Origin of the sequence: Pseudomonas sp. LG1D9 (assembly GCF_002949995.1) — a bacterium.
Classification (GTDB): domain Bacteria; phylum Pseudomonadota; class Gammaproteobacteria; order Pseudomonadales; family Pseudomonadaceae; genus Aquipseudomonas; species Aquipseudomonas proteolytica.
Map to the genome: position 1 here is coordinate 1,863,888 of NZ_CP026881.1, position 20,886 is coordinate 1,884,773.

Below are 20,886 nucleotides of genomic sequence, written 5' to 3' on the forward strand. Positions count from 1 at the left end.
TTACTTTAGCCACGGTTTCAAATTACCTTGCCAGCCATCGAAGCGCGCAAGGTAATGCCGCCGGCAACACCCCCGCCAGGAACCCGATCATGCAGACACTCGGCTCGACCTCAGTCCCTCCTCTGCTGAAATATCTGCGCCATGCCGAACAACTCGGCGTAGCGACCGCCCCCGCCCTGGCGGCGGCCGGGATCACTGCCGGCCAACTGGACGACAACAGCCTGCGCCTGCCCGTGCACGTCCACGAACGCCTGCTGGAGTATTTCTGCGAACACTCCGGGGACCTGCTGTTCGGGCTCAACTCGGCACGTTTCGTGTTGCCCAACTCGTGGAGCGTGCTGGGTTACATCACCATGAACTGCGCCACCCTGGGCGAGGCGATGAACCGCATCATGCCGTTCGAAAAACTGGTGGGCGACATGGGCACCAGCCGCGCGGAGATGGTCGGTGAGCAGGTGCGGCTGATTTGGAACTGCCGCCACCAGCAGCCACGGATCCGTCGGCATATGGTCGAGAACGTGCTGGCGTCCTGGCTGGTGTATGCACGCTGGATCGCCGACGCCGAACTGTCGCCCAGCCAGGTGCTGCTCGAACACCCTTTGCCGGAAGGCGCGCAACTGAGCCAATACGAGGACTTCTTCGGTTGCCCGGTGCTCTTCGAGCAACCCTGCTCGGCCCTGGTAGCGCCGTTGAGCTACCTGCAAACACCCCTGCGCCAGGCCGATGCGCAACTGCTGCGGACCCTGGAAGAACACGCCCTGGCCCTGATGGCCACGCTGGACGACTCGACCCTGGCGCTAAGGGTGAAAAACGCCCTGCGCCAGTTGCTCAAGGAAGGCCTGCCGCGCAAGGAACAGGTGGCCGAGCAGTTCGCCATGTCGGTGCGTACCTTGCAACGCCAGTTGCAGCAGGCCGGCACGTCCTACCAGCAGATCCTCGACGACTTGCGCCAGGAACTGGCCGAGCACTACCTGCTGCACAGCGACCTGCCGATCCAGGACATCGCCCAATATTTGGGCTTTACCGAACCGCGCTCGTTCCACCGCACCTTCAAGAGCCGCACCGGCATGCCGCCGGGCGAGTATCGGCAGACTCACCGCGCCAGCTGAAACAGCGCAGATTACAGGCGGTCGAGCCCCAACCCCTCAATCAAATCCTCCCCCGTCTCGTCCGCCCGCCACCGCCGGCTGGATATGCGCATGGTGTAGCGCCGCCGATACTCTGAAGGCGTCAGCCCCGTAGTGCGCAAAAACAGGCGGCGAAACGCACTGGCGTCCTGATAACCGCAGTACTCCATGACTTCCGTCAGATCGATCAAGGTCACTTCCAGCAATTGCTTGGCCCGTTCAACCCGCAGGCGGTGCAGGTAGTCCAGGGGCGTCATGCCTTCCACCTCTTTGAAGTGCCGCAGCAAGGTCCGCGGGCTGGCGGTCGCGGCCTCGGCTACCGCGTCCAGGCTGTACGGTGTCTGAATATGCTGCTGCAGCCATTGCTTGGCGCGGAACACTACGCTGTCGCGGGTTTTTACCGAGATGCCGGGGAAGTTCAGGCTGGAATGCTCAAAACGCATCGGGTGGTAAAGCAGGCCGTTGGTGGCGATCTGGGCCATTTCTTCGCCGGCGAAGTGACGGATCAATTCCACCATCAGGTCGCAGACCGCCGCAGGGGCTCCGGCAGTGAATACCGGCCCGTCGACTACCACCGGGCCTTCCATCGCCAATTGCACGTTAGGAAAGGCGGACGCAAACCAATTGGCAATCATCCAGGTGACGGTTGCGCGCCGGCCATCCAGTACCCCTGCACGGGCAAGCAGCACGGCGCCGTTAAAACTGGCAGCCACCACACGCCCTTGGGCGTGATACCGCGCAATGCAGTTCAACTCGTCGGTGCATTGAGCAAGAACCTGGTTCAGGTCCGGCACGCTTTTCATCTGCACGCCAGGCACAAACAGGACCGTCTGCGAGGGCCGCAGGGTTTTGCGGCCGGGACTGGGCGGGCGCATTTCCGACAGCCAGTCCGGAAGTGGCAGTTCATTGCCCGCCGCATCGATCAAGCGCCAGTGGAAAAACGCCCCGCGCTTATCCGGGTTGCGCAGCTGCCAGAGGTTGTTGAAGGTGCGCAGCGTGTCGATAACGCTAAACAGCGTGCCAGCGAGATTGTGCGGGCCATGCAATAAATCGACGCGGACATTCATGGGCTTACCTGGCGATATTGGATTTATGGTTGGCGATATTAGCCCTACGCCTCATAAAAACCAGCCCTGGCACTGCGCTGACTTGTGGCGATGAGGCTTGCCCCCTCGACAAAGCTCAGCAGATCCCTGGTTTTTTCTTGGCGATATTGGCTCCATTGCTGTCGGTATTCGCCGTATTACCGCAATCGCTTCGACGCTAGACTGAAAAACACCTGGCCTCAGCAAGAAAAAAACAAGGGTATCAGTCAGTGAAAACAACAATAAGAAACGCCTGGGGAAGTACCGGCAAGCCAGTGGCTGCAGGGTTGGCCACGACCTTGCTCAGTGCGGGTATCAGCGCTCCAGTCAGCGCAGGGGAGCTGGTGTTCAGTGACCTCAAGTCAGGGCTGGGTAACGGCATGCAATGGCAACATGAAGACACGCGCCTGCAGGTCAAAGGCGCCCTGGCCCTGGGCACGGTACGACGCATGGACGACCCAAGCCACCGCCTGACCAGCGCCGAATACGGTATGAACCTGTTCAACGACGGCAACCTCAACTACAAGCGCGGCGATGCGGTTTCTACGTCCGCCGAAGCCTACCTGCAAGCCGATCTGAGCCACCGCAACCTCGGGGTTTTCGTCAGTGCAAAGGGTTGGTACGACTACACCCAGAAACACCAGGACGTCGACCACGGCAGCGTCCCCAACGGCTATCGCTCGGGAGAACCACTCAGTGACTCGGGGTTCGATTCCCTGGCGCGCTTCTCCAATGCGCTGTTCAACGATGCCTACGTCTACGGCAACTTCCAGCCTGGTGGGCATGACCTGCTGGTGCGCCTGGGCGACCAGGCGATCCCGTGGGTCACGCCGACCACCATCAGCGGTGGCCTGCAGGCGGTGAACGCGTTTGACTGGGCGGCGGCACGCCGGGCCACCTCGATTGCCGAGGCCCGCACCGTGCCAATGCCGACCCTGTACGCCAAGCTGGCCCTGACCGAGAACCTGTCGGTGGATGCGTTCAACCAGTTTGAATTGCGCCCCAGTGCCTACTCTGGCTGCGGCACATTTCTGTCGACCAGCGACTACGCCCAACCGGGTTGCAACCAATTCATCCTTAACGGCAGCGTAATGAGCGCGATCGCCGGACGGCCGATCTACACCAGCGATGGCCAGGCCCTCAACAACCCCCTGGACTACGTGGCCCGCGGCCCGGACCATCGCCCAGGCAACAATCAGTTCGGCGCCAGCCTGCAGTATTTGTGGAAGGACGTCGGATTGTTCGGCTTGTATTTCGCTGACTACAGTAGCCGCGAAGTGCTGACCCAAGTGGTGCGCACCGGCCCTGGCGTACTGACGCCACCGGCCGCGAACGTGGGGCAGGCAACGCCAACCGGCGTGGCGGCTTATTATCAGCGCGCCTATCCAACCCGCATTCGCCTGTATGCCCTCAACTTCAAGACGCGGCTACCGGGCGGCACCGGGATTTATGCCGAATACAGTTACCGCCCCAATCAACCGATTGCGTGGAACGGCGCCGACTTTATTGCCGGGCTGCTCGCCGGCAGCGGGCCCCTGGGCTACCTGTCCAAAACCCCGACGGGCTACCTGGCAAGCGGCTACGACCGCTTCCACGTCAGCCAATTGAATCTGGGCGCCAGCCACCCTTTTGGCCAGGTGTTGGGCGGCGCGATGAAGCTGTCCGCAGAAGCCGGATTGAAATACGTACACGACCTGCCCGACACCGAGCAGATCCGTTATGGCCGCTCCGGTTTCGGCAGCGCGCCCTACGGTAAAGCCGCGAAGTGCACAGGCCCGGCGGCCAGGTGCGCGGATGACGGGTTTATCACGCCGTTTGCCTGGGGCACCCGCGTCAAAGGCGAAATCAACTACAGGAATGTGTTGCCCGGGCTGGACGTGACGCCGTCGCTGACACTGGTCTATGACATCAAGGGGCATGCCTATGACGGGGTATTTTCCGAGGGCCGCTACGCACAAATACTCAGTGTGCGCGGCGATTACAAAAGCACGTACACCTTCGATCTGAGCTACCTGAACACCGGTGGCGGCGATTACAACCTGGTGGCAGATCGCAGCCTGTTAGAGGCCAGTGTCGGCATTCGCTTCTAGCACTCCCCTTAAAACAAGGCCATTTCCATGCGTTCATTGACCGATAGCCGACGCCCGCTCGTAGTTGCCCTGCTGATGACAGTGGTGATTATCAGCGTGCTGGACAAGACCATTTTCGCCTTCGCCGGCCCGCAGATCATTGATGAGTTAAAGCTCACGCCAGCGCAGTTCGGCTTTATCAGCAGCGCGTTCTTTTTTCTCTATTCGATCTCGGGGGTGCTGGTGGGTTTTCTTGCCAACCGCATGCCGAGCCGCTGGATTCTCTCCGGCATGGCCCTGGTGTGGATGACCGCACAATTGCTCGCGGCCCTGTCCACCAGTTTCTTTACCCTGTTGGCCAGCCGCGTCCTGCTCGGCGCCGGTTGCGGCCCGGGCACGGCGGTGACCCAACACGCCTGCTTCAAGTGGTACACCAGCCGCGAGCGGGTGCTGCCGGCGGCGCTGATTCAGGTTGCGATCATGCTCGGTGCGATTGCCGGCGCCGTGGCGCTGCCCAAGTTGATCGAGCAGTACGGCTGGCGCACGGGCTATGTGCTGCTGGCCGGTGTCGGCCTGGTGTGGCTGCTGCTGTGGCAACGTTATGGCCGCGAAGGCCAACATGACGATACACGGGACACCCAGGGCGACCTGCTGCCTACGCTGCCCTACAAGCGGCTGTTGCTCAACCGCACGTTTGTCTGCATTACCTTGGTTGCGTTCTGCAGCTACCTGCCCAATGCCTTGCTCTACAGTTGGTTGCCCACCTACCTGCAAAGAGGCCTGGGCATGACGCCGATGCAATCGGGCTACCTGGTGCTGGCCACCACACTGGGGGTGATCTTTATCAACCTGCTGGTTTCCAGCCTGGCGCAACGCGCAATGAAACGCGGCGCCAGCATCCGCAAGGCGATGGTCGTGCCGCCCCTGCTGGCTTGCCTGGTCGCCGCCGTGACCTACATCCTGATGGGCTTTACCAACACCAGCCTGACCGTGACCCTGGGGTTCTTCCTGCTCGGCAGCATTCTCCTCAACCTGCTGTCGGCTTTCGGTTTCAGCATCGTTGCCCATATCGCCCCGGCTCGCCAACGCGGGAGCATGCTGGCGATCCATATCGCCCTGCTGACCACCGCCGGCATGCTCGCGCCCGTGCTGGTCGGGCAAGCCATCGGCTGGCAGAACGGCGACCTGGTGCGTGGCTTCGAACTGGCCATCGGCCTGTTTGGTATTGCCCTGCTGGTGTTCAGCCTGCTTGGGCTTGCGCTGATCGACCCGGAACGCAGTCGCCGCGCACTCACGGCCAGCATTCCCGACGCAGGTTCTGCGGCCATCAGCCCGGCATAAGCCGCGCAGCGGCGGCCCCACCACCTTGATCGCTGCGCGCAGCGCCCAGCACGACTGCCAATAGGGAACACCCGATGGACTTATCCTGCTTTTCACAAAGCTACGCCGAAGCTCGGCAAAAATTCCTCCAGGCCTGCGCAAACGCCGGCCTGGAGGTCCAATCCCATGCTCACCCGTTGCCGGGCAGCGATGGCGAGGAACTGGCCCTGGACGTGGCGCTTGCAGGCTCGCCCACGGCCACCAACCTGCTGGTCCTGAGCAGCGGTGTGCATGGCGTGGAAGGTTTCTGCGGCTCGGCCGTGCAGGTCGATCACCTGCGCAACCGCGAGTGGATGCAACACGGCCAGCGCCAGGACCTGGCGGTGCTGTACCTGCATGCGATCAACCCCTACGGCTTCTCCTGGCTGCGCCGGGTCAACGAAGACAATGTCGACCTCAACCGTAACTTCATTGACTTCGCGCAACCGCTGCCCGACAACCCTGACTACCACGCCCTTGCCCCACTGCTGCTGCCGCGACGGCAACCACCGACCCTGCTCAGCACGTTGGGCCTGGCCGGATACGCCCTGCGCCATGGCAGCAAAGCCCTGCAGTCAGCTATTACCCGCGGCCAACACAGCCACGCGGATGGCCTGTTTTTCGCGGGCACCTCACCAACCTGGAGCAATCAGCAACTGCGCCAGATTATCCGTCGCCTGGGCAACCACTGCCGGCGCATCGGCTGGATCGATGTGCACACGGGGCTAGGTCCGTGTGGCGTGGGTGAGCGGATCTACAAAGGGCTCAACCACCCCGGCGATATTGCACGGGCGCGAAGCTGGTGGGGCGCGCAGGTCACGACCAGCGCAGACGGAACCTCCTCGTCGGCCATGCTCAACGGCACCCTGGACCTGGCCGTGATGGAGGAATGCCCCCACGCGCAATACAACGGCTTGACCCTGGAGTACGGCACACAGCCGGGGCCACGGGTGCTGGCGGCCCTACGTGCCGATCACTGGCTGCACACCCATCCGGATACGGCACACGCCCGGCGAGTGCAGATCAAGCGCCAGTTGCGCGATGCTTTCTACATCGATACCGAGCGCTGGAAACGCCAGGTACTGGAACAAGCCCGCGAAGTGACGGCGCTGACCCTGCGCGGTCTTGCCACACGCCTTGAATGACAAAAATGCCCACTATCGGTGGGGTACCCACTCAAACCACAGAGGATGTTCATGATGAGTGCCTATTTGGTGCAAGCGTTAAAAGAGGTCATGCAAAAGATCCAGGCCCGTCTCGACCAGCATCAGGATCAGGTCGTCGCCACACTCAGCCAGGTAGCCACTGGCGAACTGCAGATGACCGAAACGCTCAGCCCCCAGGAGCAGGAAAACGCCCGGGTGCTGTTCGGCTGGGTGGCCCAGGAGGGCCCGCAAAAGGTATTTGCCGCGATCCAGCCAATCCTGGCCGACCCTGCCAAGTTGAGCGCGGGCGTCACCTTCGATGACCTCATCAACGGCCCGCCGTTCGGGATCATCCCCCCTGCTCTCAAGCACATTGACCTGCGCGGCCTGACCCGGCTCGCGGTCCTGCTGGCCAGCTACGTTTTCTATGAGCAATTCCACTACCCGCAGGCAGAAACCGGGGTGTACGACATCTCGGGCAAGCCCTTCCAAAAACTCAAGTGGCTTTATCGCTACTGGTTCAATCAACTTGAGGTGGCCGAGAAAGGCTCAGGGCTGGAGGAGCTGTTTGAGTCGCAGGCGTTCAACTTCTTCAACCTCAATCAATCGCCGCTGGACCCAGGCTTCGGCTACCCGCCTTTGCGCTCGGTCTCGGTGTCATGTGCCGGAGACCTGCTGGCGGTCGATGTCCTGACCCCGGAGAACACCCCGCACCTGTTCGATGACATCACGGACTTCTACAGCACCGCAGACATCGTCAGCGCCAACCTGGAATCGACCGTTGATCGGCACAGTGAACTGGGACGCTATCAGGCCAAAGGGCAACCGGCCAAGATGAACACCTCCGAGGCGATGTTCCGCAAGTTCCGTGATGAGGCGAACATCAACTTCTTCAGTACCGCGACCAATCACGCCCTGGACTGGGGTGAACAAGGCGTACTCGCCACCCTCGATGTACTGAAAAAATCCGGCGCCTACTATGCCGGCACTGCCGCCAGCCAGGCCGAGCAGGATGACGTGGTGGTGGTGGAGAAAAACGGCATCAAGGTTGCCCTGCTGGCCTATACCTTTGACCTCAACGGCCGCGACCCATCGCCTGACAAGACGTACCTGGCCAACGTGGTGCGCTTCAACGATGTAAACCCGGCGCCCGACTACTCACTGATCGAAGAACAGGTCGCCCGCGCCAAAGCCAAGGGTGCGGACTGGATCATCGCCTACTGCCACTGGGGCTGGGAGTTCGAGATGTACCCCCACGTCAATATCGTGGAAGCCGCACGCAAGGTGATTGCCTGCGGTGTAGACACGATCCTCGGCAACCATGCCCATGTCAGCCAGCCCGCAGAACTTATCCCGCGCCCTGGCAAGCAGGATGCGCTGGTGATCTACGCGTTCGGCGACTTCGTCAGTTACCACCCCGAAAGCCGTAACTCAAAACTGGCCTACACCCTCAAATTCAGCATCGGGAAATTCCTGGGGGTTACTCGCCTGTTCAACGTCAAGGCACTGCCTATCTACATCGTTAACGAAAGATTGGATGACAAGCGTTTCAACTGCCGCATCGTCAAGTTCTTCGATGTGCTGGAGAACCCGGATGGCTACGGGCTGACCGAACTGGAGAAGAGCCAACTGCCCCATCTGCGGGACAAGGTGTGGAACGAGATCCTGTCGCCACTTTCCAGCCTCCCGGACTGATGGGAGCAACAGCGCCAAGCCTGCCTTGAACCGCAGGCTTTTTTGTCGCGGGCCTTGACTCTCCCCTATACGGCAGACCCTACGCTGAACATCACTCCCTTCAGGACTTCCCCCGTGGTTCAGCGCACCCTGGTCATCCTTGGCCACTCCTCCAGCACCAGCTTCTGTTCGGCCCTCGCCGAGACCTACCTGCAGTCGGCCCGAAACGCCGGCCATGAGGTGCGCATCCTGCGCCTTGGCGAGCTGGTTTTCGACCCGATCCTGCACCATGCCTATCACCAGGCCCAACCCCTGGAGCCCGACTTGCTCGGCGCCCAATCCGACATTCTGTGGGCGACACATCTGACGTTCGTGTTCCCCATCTGGTGGGGCGGTGTTCCGGCCTTGTTGAAGGGGTTCATCGAGCGGATTTTTCTTGCCGGCTTCGCCTTCAAATACCGCAAGGGCAAAGCGTTCCCCGACAAGCTGCTGCAAGGCCGAACCGCTCACCTGCTGGTGGCCCTGGATACGCCGCCGTGGTATTACCGCTGGTTCTACCGCATGCCCGGATTGCACCAGATGCGCAAGACCACCCTTGATTTTTGCGGCATCAAGCCGACCAAGACCTTATTGTTCGGGCCTGTGCTGGGCTCTACCGCAGCGCAGCGCGACAAGTGGCTGAAAAAGGCCGGCACACTCTTTTAGGAAAGGATCTGCATGTACATCGGTAAAGCCGCGCAGCTGTCAGGTACGACAATCAAGGCCATTCGTCACTATGAGGACATCGGCTTGCTGCCACCGCCACAACGCGAGGGGCGGTATCGGGTTTACTCGGCGCAGAGCGTGGAGCTGCTGACGTTTATCAAGTGCGCGCAACAGCTGGGTTTCAAGCTCAAGGAGTTGCAGGAGATTCTGCACGGGCACCGTGGCGATGAGCTGCCATGGCAGCGCGCCAACCAGGCGATAGCGCAAAAGAAGCGCGAGTTGATGACGCAGATCGAAGCCCTGCAACAGGTGCATGCAGGGCTGGTGGCGTTTGAGGGCAGCCTGGAGCAGGCCCAGGGTCAGTGCCAGTTTGCACGGCTGGTGGAAACTGGCACTGCGCGCAACAGCTAGTTCAGCAGATCGCCCCATTTGTTTTGCAGGGCGCGCTCTTCGGCCAGGATTTCCCGCGTCATGGCGTCAACCCAGCGCTGGGCAAAACCGTTGGCTGGACCCCAAACCCGAGGCCCAGCAGATTGTGGTGAAAAACCTGCAGGAGCTGAAGCCTTGGCTATATGACTAAAAAGCGGCTTTTGCCAATCAGCAGCATCGCCGTCTCATGTGGGCATAAGCGGCGATTCCACCCAGTAAATTCTCCCTGCACGTAAGCCCATTCTGATTTAACAGACCACACCTCCAACCGCCCTTTTCCTGCGGCATTCTCCGACGCCTTTCTTTTGCAGAGACGTCATGGATGCCAGCCCCTGCCCCTGATTCATCGCCCATCGACCTGATCGAATACGAGCTGAATGGCTTTCACCAGAGCCTGGCGGTATATCGCCAGCAGGTCACCAGCTGGTACGCGCAGGCCCTGGACAAGGCCAGCCATGCCGCGGACTTGCCGGCGTTACTGGGCATGGAGCGGGTGCTGCGGGTCGGGGATTCCCAAATGTCGGTGAGCATGACCGACAGCGACTTTGCTTCCAGTGTTGCCGTGTGCCCGGCAGGCGGTGAGCTGAAGATCGAGAGCAAGTTCGAGTCGGTGTATGACGTGCCGCTGGGCAATCTCCAGGTGCAGGTGATTGGCCTGGATGACGGCAGTTCCACGTTTATCCAACTGGATGAACAGGGTCAGGCCTCCCATCACTGCGTGGCCGGCGGGCGCTATCAGGTGCGTGTGCAGGGCGGGGTGTCGGCGGCGCAGGTCGAGGCGCTGTTTGCGTCCTACGACGGTTTGACCGCTGAGCTGGAAGCCTGGCTGCGCAAGGAGTGGAGTGGGTTCAAACCGCACTGGCAGGCCTCCAGCGCGAGCGCCATTGGCAGTGGGATATTGGCCGGGACCTGGTCAGCCATTTCCGGGGTGTGGGACAGCGTGTCGCTGGTGCAGGACATCCTCAAGGACCCGGCCAAGCACATCGAACGCCTCGGCACCCAGGCCGCCGAGTTGGCGGCCCTGGCGCGTGAGGCGCCCCAGGTGATGGAACAGGCGATGTTGCTGGCCAGCGACGAGGCGGCGCTGTACCTGATGCTGCGCACGGCGATGATCTGGCTGTCGGCGTTGCCGCCCAGCCAGGTGGCGGGGAAAACCGCCGAGGTGATTGCCGGCTTTGCCGTGTCGCTGCTCATTGATTTGCTGATTGCGCTGGTGCTGACCATTGCCCTGCAAGGTGCCGGGATCGCGTATCTGGGGCTGCGGCTGGCGAAGTATGGAGCGCAGGTGGTTGAGCTTGCGGTGGGCTTCGTCAAAGGCGTGTTCGACATCCTCAAGCGTTTTACGGCGGCGGTGGATCGCTACAAGGCGGTGGCCGTGCGCGGCGTCGTCGGCGGCTTACAAAAAGGTGGCCTGCAGATGCACTGGGGGGCGCGGCGCAATACCACGCTCAAGCAAATTGAAGCGGTGGACGACGCGCCCTCCTCCGCGAAAAACCCCAACGGCGCGGCCAGCGCCAGTGCCGACAAAACCGCGACCCATGGCTGCCCGGTGTCCATGGTCACTGGCGAAGAACTGCTGACCCTGACCGATGGCGAGTTGCAGGGCGTGCTGCCGTTTGCCTGGACGCGGCTGTATCGCACCAGTGCCGTGGAGGTGGATAGCGGGTTGGGCTTTGGCTGGAGCCATTCCCTGGCGCAGCGGCTGGAAGTGGCCGGCGAGTCGGTGGTGTGGACCGATCACGAGAACCGCAGCACCACCTTTCCCCTGCCCACGGCTGCCCGACCGGCCATCAGCAATAGCCTGGCAGAGGCGGCGATTTATCGGGGGGCAGCGTCGGATGAGTTGGTGCTGGCTCAAGGGGCAACGTTCTACCACTTCCAGGGCGGTGTGCTGACGGCGATCAGCGATCGGTATGACAACCGCCTGCGCCTTTCCCGCGATGGGTTGGGGCGGATTCTGCGCCTGGATAACGATGCCGGGCGGGCGCTGCTGTTTCGCTACCAGCGCGGGCACATCGTGGCGGTGGACTACCAGGTGTTTCGCGTGGAAAGCGAAGCGGATGACGCTTGGGTGACTGAGCATAACGTCGTTTCCTACCGCTACGACGAACAGTGGCGACTGGTTGAGGCGACCAACGCTGTAGGCGAAAGCGAGCGCTATCAGTACGACAGCCTTGCGGTGATCACTGAGCGGCAGTTGGCCGGTGGGGCGAGTTTCTTCTGGGCGTGGGAACGGTCTGGCAAGGCGGCGCGCTGTGTGCGGCATTGGGCCAGTTTTGCGCAGATGGATACGCGCTATGTCTGGGATGACGACGGCCGCGTCACCCTGCTCAACGCCGATGGCAGCCAGGAAGTGTATGTGCATGACACGCGCGCACGGCTGGTGCAGCGGGTTGACCCGGACGGCGGCGAGCATTTCAAGTCTTACGACGCACAGGGCCGGCTGACGGTTGAGCAGGATCCCCTCGGCGCGATTACGGCCTATCAGTACGACGAGGCTGGGCGCTTGGTGGCGCTGTTTCCGGGGGATGACGAGCCTACCGCCTACGAGTATGAGCATGGCTTCGTACGGGTCATGCGCCGGGGTGCGGCAGTCTGGAAGTACCAGCGTAATGATCAGGGCGATATCACCCGCCAGACTGATCCTGATGGCAACGTTACCGAGTACAGCTATGACAAGCGCGGGCAGCTTTTAGCGGTTTGGTATCCGGACCACAGCTGTCAGCGCCTGACGTGGAATGACCTTGGGCAGTTGGTGGGGGAACAACTGCCCAATGGCGGCGTGCGGCGTTATCGCTACGACGCTTTGGGCCGGCAGATTGCCCGTGAAGATGAACACGGCGCGCTGACCCACTATCACTGGGACGCGGTAGGCCGACTGCTCAAGGTGGTATTGCCGGGCGGCGCCACCCGCGAATTGAGCTACAACCCCTACGGAAAAGTCACCGCCGAGCGCGATGAACTGGGGCGTGTGACCCGGTATGAATATGCCGACGGACTGCACCTGATCAGTCGCCGGATCAACCCCGATGGCACGGCGCTGCGCTATCGCTACGACAACACCCGCCTGCTGCTGACCGAAATCGAAAACGAGTCAGGCGAGCGCTATCAATTGGCGTACCACCCCAACGGCCTGATCCAGCAGGAAACCGGCTTCGACGGCAAACGCACCGCCTACGTCTACGACCTCAACGGCCACCTGCAGGAAAAAACCGAGTTTGGCGACGATGACCGTCAGCTGATTACCGCCTACCAGCGCGATAACGCCGGCCGCCTCATCCGAAAAACCCTGCCCGATGGCAGCACGGTGGATTACACCTACGACCGCCTTGGCAATCTCCTAAGCGTCGACGACGGCCACTGGCCGCTGCACTACGAATACGACAGCCAAAACCGCCTGACCGCCGAACATCAAGGCTGGGGCACCTTGCGTTACGGCTACGACAACTGCGGCCAACTCGACCACCTGCGCCTGCCCGACAACAACCACCTGACCTTCAACCACGACAAGGGCGGGCACCTCGCCACCGTTGAGCTCAATGGCCGCACACTCACCTCGCACCTGTTCAAGGCCGGCCGCGAACAGCAGCGCCAGCAGGGCCACCTGCTGAGCCACTACCGCTACGACGACCAGGGCCGCCTGGCCCAACACGAACACCGCCACGGCCTTCGCCGCTACACCTACGACCCAGCCGGCAACCTCACCCGCCTGCTCGACACCCGCAAGGGCCAGCACGACTACCACTACGACCCCCTCGACCGCCTGACCCGCGCCGACCACTCGCAAGACGTGCAAGAACGCTTCGCCCACGACCCGGCGGGCAACCTGCTGATGCAAGACCGCCCAGGCCCCGGCATCGTCGTCGGCAACCGCCTGTTACTACAAGGCGACCGGCATTACGACTACGACGCCTTCGGAAACCTCATACGCGAACGCCGCGGCCGCGCGCAGCAACTGGTCACCGAATACCGCTACGACTGCCAGCACCGCCTGATCGGCCTCACCCAGCCGGACGGCAGCCAGGCCAGCTATCGCTACGACCCGTTTGGCCGGCGCATCAGCAAAACCGTGGCGGGCAAGACCACCGAGTTTTTCTGGCAAGGCGACAAGCTCATCGCCGAACACACCCATGGTCAGCACCGCAGCTACCTCTACGAGCCTGACAGCTTCAGGCCACTGGCCTTGCTGGAGGGATTTGGTCCAGCCAATACACAAGCATTCCACTACCAACTCGACCACCTGGGCACGCCGCAGGAACTGACCAGCGCAGACGGCAAAATCGTCTGGTCTGCCCATTACCAGGCCTACGGGAAAATCACTCGGCTGGATGTAGGCGAGGTCGCTAATCCACTGCGTTTTCAGGGGCAGTATTACGACCGGGAAAGCGGGCTGCATTACAACCGGCATCGCTACTACAATCCGGACAACGGACGCTACCTGACCCCCGACCCGGTGAAGTTGGCGGGTGGGGTGAACGGGTATTTGTATGTGCCCAACCCAACGGGGTGGGTGGATCCGTTGGGGTTGAGTTGCAAGACTGCAGCTTGCCCGGCTTCGACAGTCGCCGACGGCCCTTATAGCGAAATAGTCCCAGGTGGGGGATTAGCAGCACATGAAGCAGCAGGAGGGCATTTGATAAAAAAACATATTGGTAGAACCAATGAGCAACTGGCCTCGAGACTAAAGCACGAACCTCACGTGCCCACAGCCTCTACCTTCGATGATCGCGCAACTGCTGAGTCGACAATTTCGCAGGTAATTGCTGATAACAGAACCAAAATTAACAACTTCACTAAAGGCAGCAAAGAAAAAATCACAATTATTCAAAACACCCAAAGCCCCATTGGCACCAGTTTAGTGAGAGGAGCATTGGCAACTACACAGGGAACTAAAATTTACCTTGTGCTATTGAAAGATAAAAAAATGCCCGACGGCTATAAAATACTTACAGGATACCCAAGCCCATGACTAAAAATCATCTTGAATTACAGCAATTTCTTGCCGGCTACTTTAATCAAGATTGGCCTGACGATCACGCCAGCGCAGACGACGTAATTTCAAGTTTTATAGCTGACTCATCCAAAAAAACCCTTACAAAGGTGAATACAGAGTTACGCGAAGTTTTACTATCAGACAAAACAGAGCAGGAATTGCAAGAATATCTATTCTTTGAGTTAGGTTGCAATTATTACTATCCATACGAATGGGAAAGCGGAAAGGACTGGTTAAAACACGTCAGTTCACGCCTTATGGAAACACGAAGAAAAACCACATAAAAATCAAATATAAAAAAGATAATTCAATTTAATTCCGAGTCAACATAGCAATAATTTCGCCATTGACGTTCTCACGAACATTTAGTCTGTGCGTGAACGACTGAGAACAGTTACGGCCATTGTTTTCGTGCAGCGTTAAACAGCCTCTCCCCTTAGGCACTCTATAAAGACGGAGGAACACCATTCACACTATTCCCCAGCAAAGGAAGATAGAAATGCTATTTCACCCACATTCCAGCCATACACCTTTCGATGCGAGCTTGAATTATTTCGTAGGCGCTTTTGACATTTACGACCAAGAAGAAACCAAAGGAGTTGAACTCTCAAAATACGACCCAAACAGTCCAAAAGATAGAGAAGAACTGATCATCAAATATTGCCTTGATCCAGAAGAACAGCTTTCATACAGACACAGATACAAACTTATGGACGCCTTGAAATGCTCTTTAAATATCAAAAGCTTTAATTTTCACGTTTTCTTTGAGGACAACCATGATGAATACATAAACATGGCCTGGAACGAAGATGAAATAGATGATCCTCGTGAGTTTTTTGAGGAGATTTATAGATTAGCTAGTGATAAATGGAAAGATGATCTGCACAAGGCCAGCCTGGAAGATCCGTCCACTTGGTGACCCTGACCGATCAAGCCCGCCCCACCACCGTGCCCCAATTTGCCCCTCCCCCCCCTATCTGCTAGTGTCGCGCCCGTTTACCGTCAACCGGAATAGCCGCCATGGCCCGTAAAAAAGTTGCACTCGATTTCGAACAATCCCTCGCCGATCTGCAAACCCTGGTCGAGCGTCTGGAGAACGGCGAGTTGTCGCTGGAAGACTCGTTGACGGCGTTTGAGCAAGGTATCGGCCTGACCCGCGATTGCCAGAGCGCCCTGGCGCAGGCCGAGCAGAAGGTTCAGGTGTTGCTGGAACGGGATGGGGAGTTGGCCGAAGAACCTTTCGACGCGGAACAAGCGCAATGATCGACGTTTATCAGGCCGGCAGTCAGGCCCGGGTCAATGCTGCGCTGGAACCGCTGTTTGTCGCGCCAAGCCCGGAGCTGGCGCGGCTGTATGACGCCATGCGCTACAGCGTGATGAACGGCGGCAAGCGCGTGCGGCCCTTGCTCGCCTATGCGGCCTGTGAGGCGCTGGGTGTGGACGCCGCGCAAGCCAATGGTGCGGCGTGTGCGGTGGAGTTGATTCATGCCTACTCGCTGGTACACGACGATTTGCCGGCGATGGACGATGACGATCTGCGTCGCGGCCAGCCCACCACCCATAAAGCGTTTGACGAAGCCTGTGCGATCCTCGCCGGTGACGGCCTGCAAAGCCTGGCGTTCAGCGCCTTGCTTGATCCGCGCCTGAGCGGCGTCGATGCCCAGATCCGCCTGCGTATGGTCACCGCGTTGGCCGCTGCCGCAGGTCCGGCCGGTATGGTCGGAGGTCAGGCGATTGACCTGGGTTCAGTGGGCCTCAAGCTGGACCAGCAAGCCCTGGAATATATGCACCGGCACAAGACCGGTGCGCTGATCGAGGCTGCCGTGCACCTCGGTGCCTTGGCCAGTGGCCGCGCCGAAGCTGCGCAGTTGGCCGCCTTGCAGGTTTATGCCCGGGCTGTCGGCCTGGCGTTCCAGGTGCAGGACGATATTCTCGACGTAGAAAGCGACACCGCGACCCTTGGCAAACGCCAGGGCGCCGATATTGCCCGTGACAAGCCGACCTATCCGTCGCTGCTGGGGCTGGAAGCCGCCAAGGCCTATGCCCTGGAGCTGCGTGACCAGGCCCTGGCCGCCCTGCGACCATTCGACGCGGCAGCCGAGCCGCTGCGTGACTTGGCGCGGTATATCGTCGAACGCCGCCACTGATTACAGCGGCCATTAGCGCCGCATATCGGCCAAGTTCGGTGCTCTGCGTGGGCAGTTTGCGATGCTTGAGGTAAACTGCCGCCTCTTCTATACCTATAACGATTCGCCTGATGCCCACGACGTTTCAAGAGATTCCCCGCAAGCGCCCGACCACGCCGCTGCTGGACCGTGCCAACACGCCGGCCGGCTTGCGCCGCCTGGGTGAAGCCGAGCTGGAAACCCTGGCCGATGAGTTGCGCCTGGAATTGCTCTACACGGTCGGCCAGACCGGTGGGCATTTTGGTGCCGGCCTGGGCGTCATCGAGCTGACCATCGCGTTGCATTACGTATTCGACACCCCGGACGACCGGCTGGTGTGGGACGTGGGTCACCAGGCGTATCCGCATAAAATCCTCACCGGACGCCGCGAGCGCATGGCCACCTTGCGCCAGAAGGAGGGCATTGCCGCCTTCCCGCGCCGCTCCGAGAGCGAGTACGACACCTTCGGCGTCGGCCATTCCAGCACCTCGATCAGCGCAGCCCTGGGCATGGCGATTGCCGCCCGTCTGCAAAACAGCGATCGCAAGGCGATTGCCGTGATCGGTGATGGCGCGCTGACAGCCGGCATGGCGTTTGAAGCGTTGAACCATGCGCCGGAAGTGGACGCCAACATGTTGGTGATCCTCAACGACAACGATATGTCGATCTCGCGCAATGTCGGTGGTTTGTCCAATTACCTGGCGAAAATTCTGTCCAGCCGCACCTACGCCAGCATGCGCGAAGGCAGTAAGAAAGTGCTGTCGCGCCTACCCGGCGCGTGGGAAATCGCCCGTCGCACCGAAGAATACGCCAAGGGCATGCTGGTCCCCGGCACCCTGTTCGAGGAGCTTGGCTGGAACTATATCGGCCCGATCGACGGCCACGACCTGCCGACCCTGATCGCCACCCTGCGCAATATGCGTGACCTCAAGGGCCCGCAGTTCCTGCATATCGTCACCAAGAAAGGCAAAGGCTTCGCCCCGGCGGAAGTCGACCCGATTGGTTACCACGCCATCACCAAGCTCGAACCCCTGGACGCGCCCGTGGCGGCGCCGAAAAAAGCCAGCGGGCCGAAGTATTCCGGCGTGTTTGGCGAATGGCTGTGCGACATGGCCGCCGCCGATCCACGCTTGGTGGGCATTACCCCGGCGATGAAGGAAGGCTCCGACCTGGTAGCGTTCAGCGAGCGTTTCCCGCTGCGCTACTTCGACGTGGCGATTGCCGAGCAACACGCGGTGACCTTTGCTGCCGGCATGGCCTGCGAAGGCGCCAAGCCGGTGGTGGCGATCTATTCCACCTTCCTGCAACGCGGTTATGACCAATTGGTGCATGACGTGGCGGTGCAGAACCTCGACGTGCTGTTCGCCATCGACCGCGCCGGTTTAGTGGGCGAAGACGGCCCGACCCACGCGGGCAGCTACGACTTGTCCTACTTGCGCTGCATCCCCGGCATGCTGGTGATGACCCCAAGCGACGAGAACGAACTGCGCAAGATGCTCAGCACCGGGCACCTGTACAACGGCCCGGCGGCGGTACGCTACCCCCGTGGCAATGGCCCGAACGCGGTGATCGAGAAAGACCTGGAACCGATCGAGATCGGCAAGGGTATCGTGCGTCGCCAGGGCAGCAAGGCCGCGTTCCTGGTATTCGGCGTGCAACTGGCCGAAGCCCTGAAAGTGGCGGAGAAAATCGACGCCACGGTGATCGACATGCGCTTCGTCAAACCTCTGGACGAAGCCCTGGTGCGCGAAATCGCCGGTAGCCATGAGTTGCTGGTGACCGTTGAAGAAAACGCCATCATGGGCGGCGCCGGTGCTGCAGTCAGCGAGTTCCTGGCGCGGGAGAATATCCTCAAGTCAGTGCTGCACCTGGGCTTGCCGGACATCTACGTGGAGCACGCCAAGCCGGCGCAGATGCTGGCTGAGTGCGGGTTGGATGAAGCAGGAATCGAGGCCGCGGTGCGCCAGCGCATGGCCTTGCTCGGCCTGTAACCCAATCCTCCGGTAAAAACCGGATCAAATTGTGGGAGCTGGCTTGCCTGCGATAGCATCACCCCGGTCTATCTGAAAGACCGAGGTGTCTGCATCGCAGGCAAGCCAGCTCCCACATTTGTTTTGTATTGCCTTGGAACCCATGGACGGCCCATGAAATACCTTCGATTTGCCCTGCCACTCCTGTTTTTACCCACTGCGGACCTGCTCGCCGACAGCCGCGACGCCGCCCTGAAGCTTCCCGATGTGGTGATCAGCGCCAACCGCCAGGTGCAGGCGCGCAATGACAGCAGCGCCGCTAACATGGTGTTCACCCGCGACGATATCGACCGCCTGCAACCCTCCAGCGTCACTGACCTGCTCAGCCGCGTGCCCGGCGTGCAAGTGGCGCGGACCGGGGGCCGGGGCAGCTTGCCGGGGATTTTCATACGCGGCACCAAGTCGGCGCAAAGCCTGGTGCTGGTGGATGGCCAGCGGATCGCCAATACCACCTCCGGCGACAGCGGCTTGCAATACCTGAATGTCGATCAGATTGAACGGGTGGAAGTGCTGCGCGGGTCGCGCTCGGTGATTTACGGCAGTGACGCGATTGGCGGGGTGATCCAGATATTCACCCGCCGCAATGCCGGACAAGGCCTGCAACCGCGCCTGAAACTGGGCTTTGGCAGTAACAACACCTGGGAGCGCAGCCTGGGGCTGTCGGGCGGCGATGAACGCACGCGCTTCAACCTGGGCGCGAGCCTGGATGAAACCGCCGGTATCGATTGGAGCCACGCCTCATTCCCCAGTGACCGTGACCATGATGCCTATCGCAATAAGTCGCTGAGCCTGAACCTCAGCCATGAGTTCAGTGATGAACTGGAGGTGGGCTTCAACCTGCTGGATAGCCGGGGCAAGTCGGAATATGACAATAGCTTTGGTCGCTATGATTTCGCCACTGGGCAAAGTGTCGGCCAGAAGCCCTATACCGACTACACCGTCAGCAGCGCCAGCGCCTATATCGACGCCCAACTCAACGAGGCATGGCAGACCCGTGTGGAGCTGGGCCACAGCGAAAACCGCGATACCAAACGCGACAAGCTCAGCCCTGACTTCAGTGTGTTCAACACCTACCGCGACTCGATCAACTGGCAGAACGACCTCACGCTCGATCAGCAAAACAGCCTGATCCTGGGTGGCGATTGGTATGAAGACCGTTTTCACGGCAGCACCACGTTCAGCGAAAACAGCCGCTGGAACCGCGCAGCGTTTATCCAGCATCGCTTCAAGGGAGAGTGGTTTTCCACCGAACTGGGGCTGCGTCACGACGATAACCAGCAATTCGGCGCGCAGAACAGTTGGAGCGGTACGCTGACCTTGCCGGTCAATAGCGACAACGACGTATTACTGAGTTACAGCGAAGGCTTTCGTGCGCCGACCTTCAATGACCTGTATTACCCCGACCCCCAATACAGCAACCCAAATCTGCAGCCCGAAACGTCAAAAAGCTACGAACTGCAATGGCGCAGCCAGCTCAGCGACAGCACGCGGCTGGAGGCCTCGCTGTATCGCACCGACTTGAAAGACGCGATCATTCTCGACGGCGGCAAACCGCAAAACGTCGCCACCGCCCGCATCAACGGCTTCGAAGCCGCCCTCAAGCAAGAATTGTTCGGCTGGCAAGGCAACCTCGGCCTGTCGATCATCGACCCGCGCGACCGCACCAGCGGCCATACCCTGGCCCGCCGCGCCCGGCGCACCCTGAACCTGGACCTGGATCGGCAGTTCGATCAGTTGAGCCTGGGCGCCAGTTGGCAGGCCATCAGCAGCAGCTACGACGCCGAGGACAACAAGAACCGCCTCGCGGGCTATTACCTGGTGGGATTGCGCAGCGGCTGGGCGCTGAGTCGGGAAGTGGCGTTGTCGCTTAAGGTCGATAACCTGCTGGATCGCCGTTACACACGGGCGTGGTACAGCTATAACGATCCGAATTTCCAGAACAACCAGCCGTATCGGGAAGAAGGCCGGACGTGGATGGTTGGGGTGACGTGGACGCCGCAGCTCTGAGGTTGTCTGGGCCGACGTCATCGCAGGCAAGCCAGCTCCCACATTTGACTGTACTCACACGCGGCAGTACAGAATATTTTGGCCGCACCCCAGAACAA

General features: G+C 60.5%; 14 protein-coding genes and 1 pseudogene. 14 read left to right on the forward strand and 1 reads right to left on the reverse strand.

From position 1 onward, the window contains the following. The first annotated feature begins 89 nt into the window (after positions 1-89). Entirely contained in the window at positions 90-1,109 is a 1,020-nt protein-coding gene (locus C5F71_RS08915) for an AraC family transcriptional regulator (RefSeq protein WP_104910983.1), read from the forward strand. Positions 1,110-1,120: 11 nt separating this feature from the next. Here C5F71_RS08915 and C5F71_RS08920 read toward each other — a convergent pair whose 3' ends face one another. Continuing rightward, entirely contained in the window at positions 1,121-2,194 is a 1,074-nt protein-coding gene (locus tag C5F71_RS08920) for a GlxA family transcriptional regulator (RefSeq protein ID WP_104910984.1), read from the reverse strand. A 248-nt stretch (positions 2,195-2,442) separates the two neighbouring features. Between C5F71_RS08920 and C5F71_RS08925 the strand changes: the two genes are divergently transcribed. From C5F71_RS08925 to C5F71_RS08990, 13 genes and pseudogenes are all read left to right on the forward strand, one after another. Further along, positions 2,443-4,302 carry a DUF1302 domain-containing protein gene (locus tag C5F71_RS08925; protein ID WP_256588120.1) on the forward strand — a complete coding sequence of 620 codons (1,860 nt, stop codon included), beginning with the start codon at positions 2,443-2,445 and terminating at the stop codon, positions 4,300-4,302. 27 nt (positions 4,303-4,329) lie between these two features. Further along, the gene (locus tag C5F71_RS08930; RefSeq protein WP_104910985.1) at positions 4,330-5,622 is read left to right on the forward strand and encodes an MFS transporter; all 1,293 of its coding nucleotides are present in this window, start codon (positions 4,330-4,332) and stop codon (positions 5,620-5,622) included. Positions 5,623-5,696: 74 nt separating this feature from the next. Continuing rightward, the gene (locus C5F71_RS08935; protein ID WP_104910986.1) at positions 5,697-6,785 is read left to right on the forward strand and encodes a M14 family metallopeptidase; all 1,089 of its coding nucleotides are present in this window, start codon (positions 5,697-5,699) and stop codon (positions 6,783-6,785) included. 54 nt (positions 6,786-6,839) lie between these two features. Further along, positions 6,840-8,480 carry a CapA family protein gene (locus C5F71_RS08940; RefSeq protein WP_029292307.1) on the forward strand — a complete coding sequence of 547 codons (1,641 nt, stop codon included), beginning with the start codon at positions 6,840-6,842 and terminating at the stop codon, positions 8,478-8,480. Between the two features lie 114 nt (positions 8,481-8,594). Further along, positions 8,595-9,190 (forward strand): annotated as a pseudogene (locus C5F71_RS08945) (NAD(P)H-dependent oxidoreductase). Next, positions 9,177-9,575 (forward strand): MerR family transcriptional regulator, encoded by a 399-nt coding sequence (locus tag C5F71_RS08950; protein WP_104910988.1) that lies wholly within the window; start codon positions 9,177-9,179, stop codon positions 9,573-9,575. Before C5F71_RS08945 ends, C5F71_RS08950 begins: the two are co-directional and overlap by 14 nt. A gap of 340 nt (positions 9,576-9,915) precedes the next feature. Further along, positions 9,916-14,562: an RNase A-like domain-containing protein gene (locus tag C5F71_RS08960; protein WP_104910990.1), complete on the forward strand. Its 4,647-nt coding sequence runs from the start codon at positions 9,916-9,918 to the stop codon at positions 14,560-14,562. Then, positions 14,559-14,870 (forward strand): contact-dependent growth inhibition system immunity protein, encoded by a 312-nt coding sequence (locus C5F71_RS08965; RefSeq protein WP_104910991.1) that lies wholly within the window; start codon positions 14,559-14,561, stop codon positions 14,868-14,870. Before C5F71_RS08960 ends, C5F71_RS08965 begins: the two co-directional genes overlap by 4 nt. Positions 14,871-15,085: 215 nt before the next feature. Further along, a complete protein-coding gene (locus C5F71_RS08970; RefSeq protein WP_104910992.1) occupies positions 15,086-15,505 on the forward strand; it encodes a hypothetical protein in 420 nt (139 codons plus the stop codon). A 101-nt stretch (positions 15,506-15,606) separates the two neighbouring features. After that, the gene (locus tag C5F71_RS08975) at positions 15,607-15,849 is read left to right on the forward strand and encodes an exodeoxyribonuclease VII small subunit (RefSeq protein ID WP_029299452.1); all 243 of its coding nucleotides are present in this window, start codon (positions 15,607-15,609) and stop codon (positions 15,847-15,849) included. After that, positions 15,846-16,733 carry a (2E,6E)-farnesyl diphosphate synthase gene (ispA, locus tag C5F71_RS08980; RefSeq protein ID WP_104910993.1) on the forward strand — a complete coding sequence of 296 codons (888 nt, stop codon included), beginning with the start codon at positions 15,846-15,848 and terminating at the stop codon, positions 16,731-16,733. Before C5F71_RS08975 ends, ispA begins: the two co-directional genes overlap by 4 nt. 110 nt (positions 16,734-16,843) lie before the next feature. Beyond that, positions 16,844-18,742, forward strand: a complete 1,899-nt coding sequence (dxs, locus tag C5F71_RS08985) for a 1-deoxy-D-xylulose-5-phosphate synthase (RefSeq protein WP_104910994.1) — start codon at positions 16,844-16,846, stop codon at positions 18,740-18,742. 153 nt (positions 18,743-18,895) lie between these two features. After that, on the forward strand, positions 18,896-20,788 hold the full coding sequence (locus C5F71_RS08990) for a TonB-dependent receptor domain-containing protein (RefSeq protein ID WP_104910995.1): 1,893 nt from the start codon (positions 18,896-18,898) through the stop codon (positions 20,786-20,788). Positions 20,789-20,886: the final 98 nt, after the last annotated feature.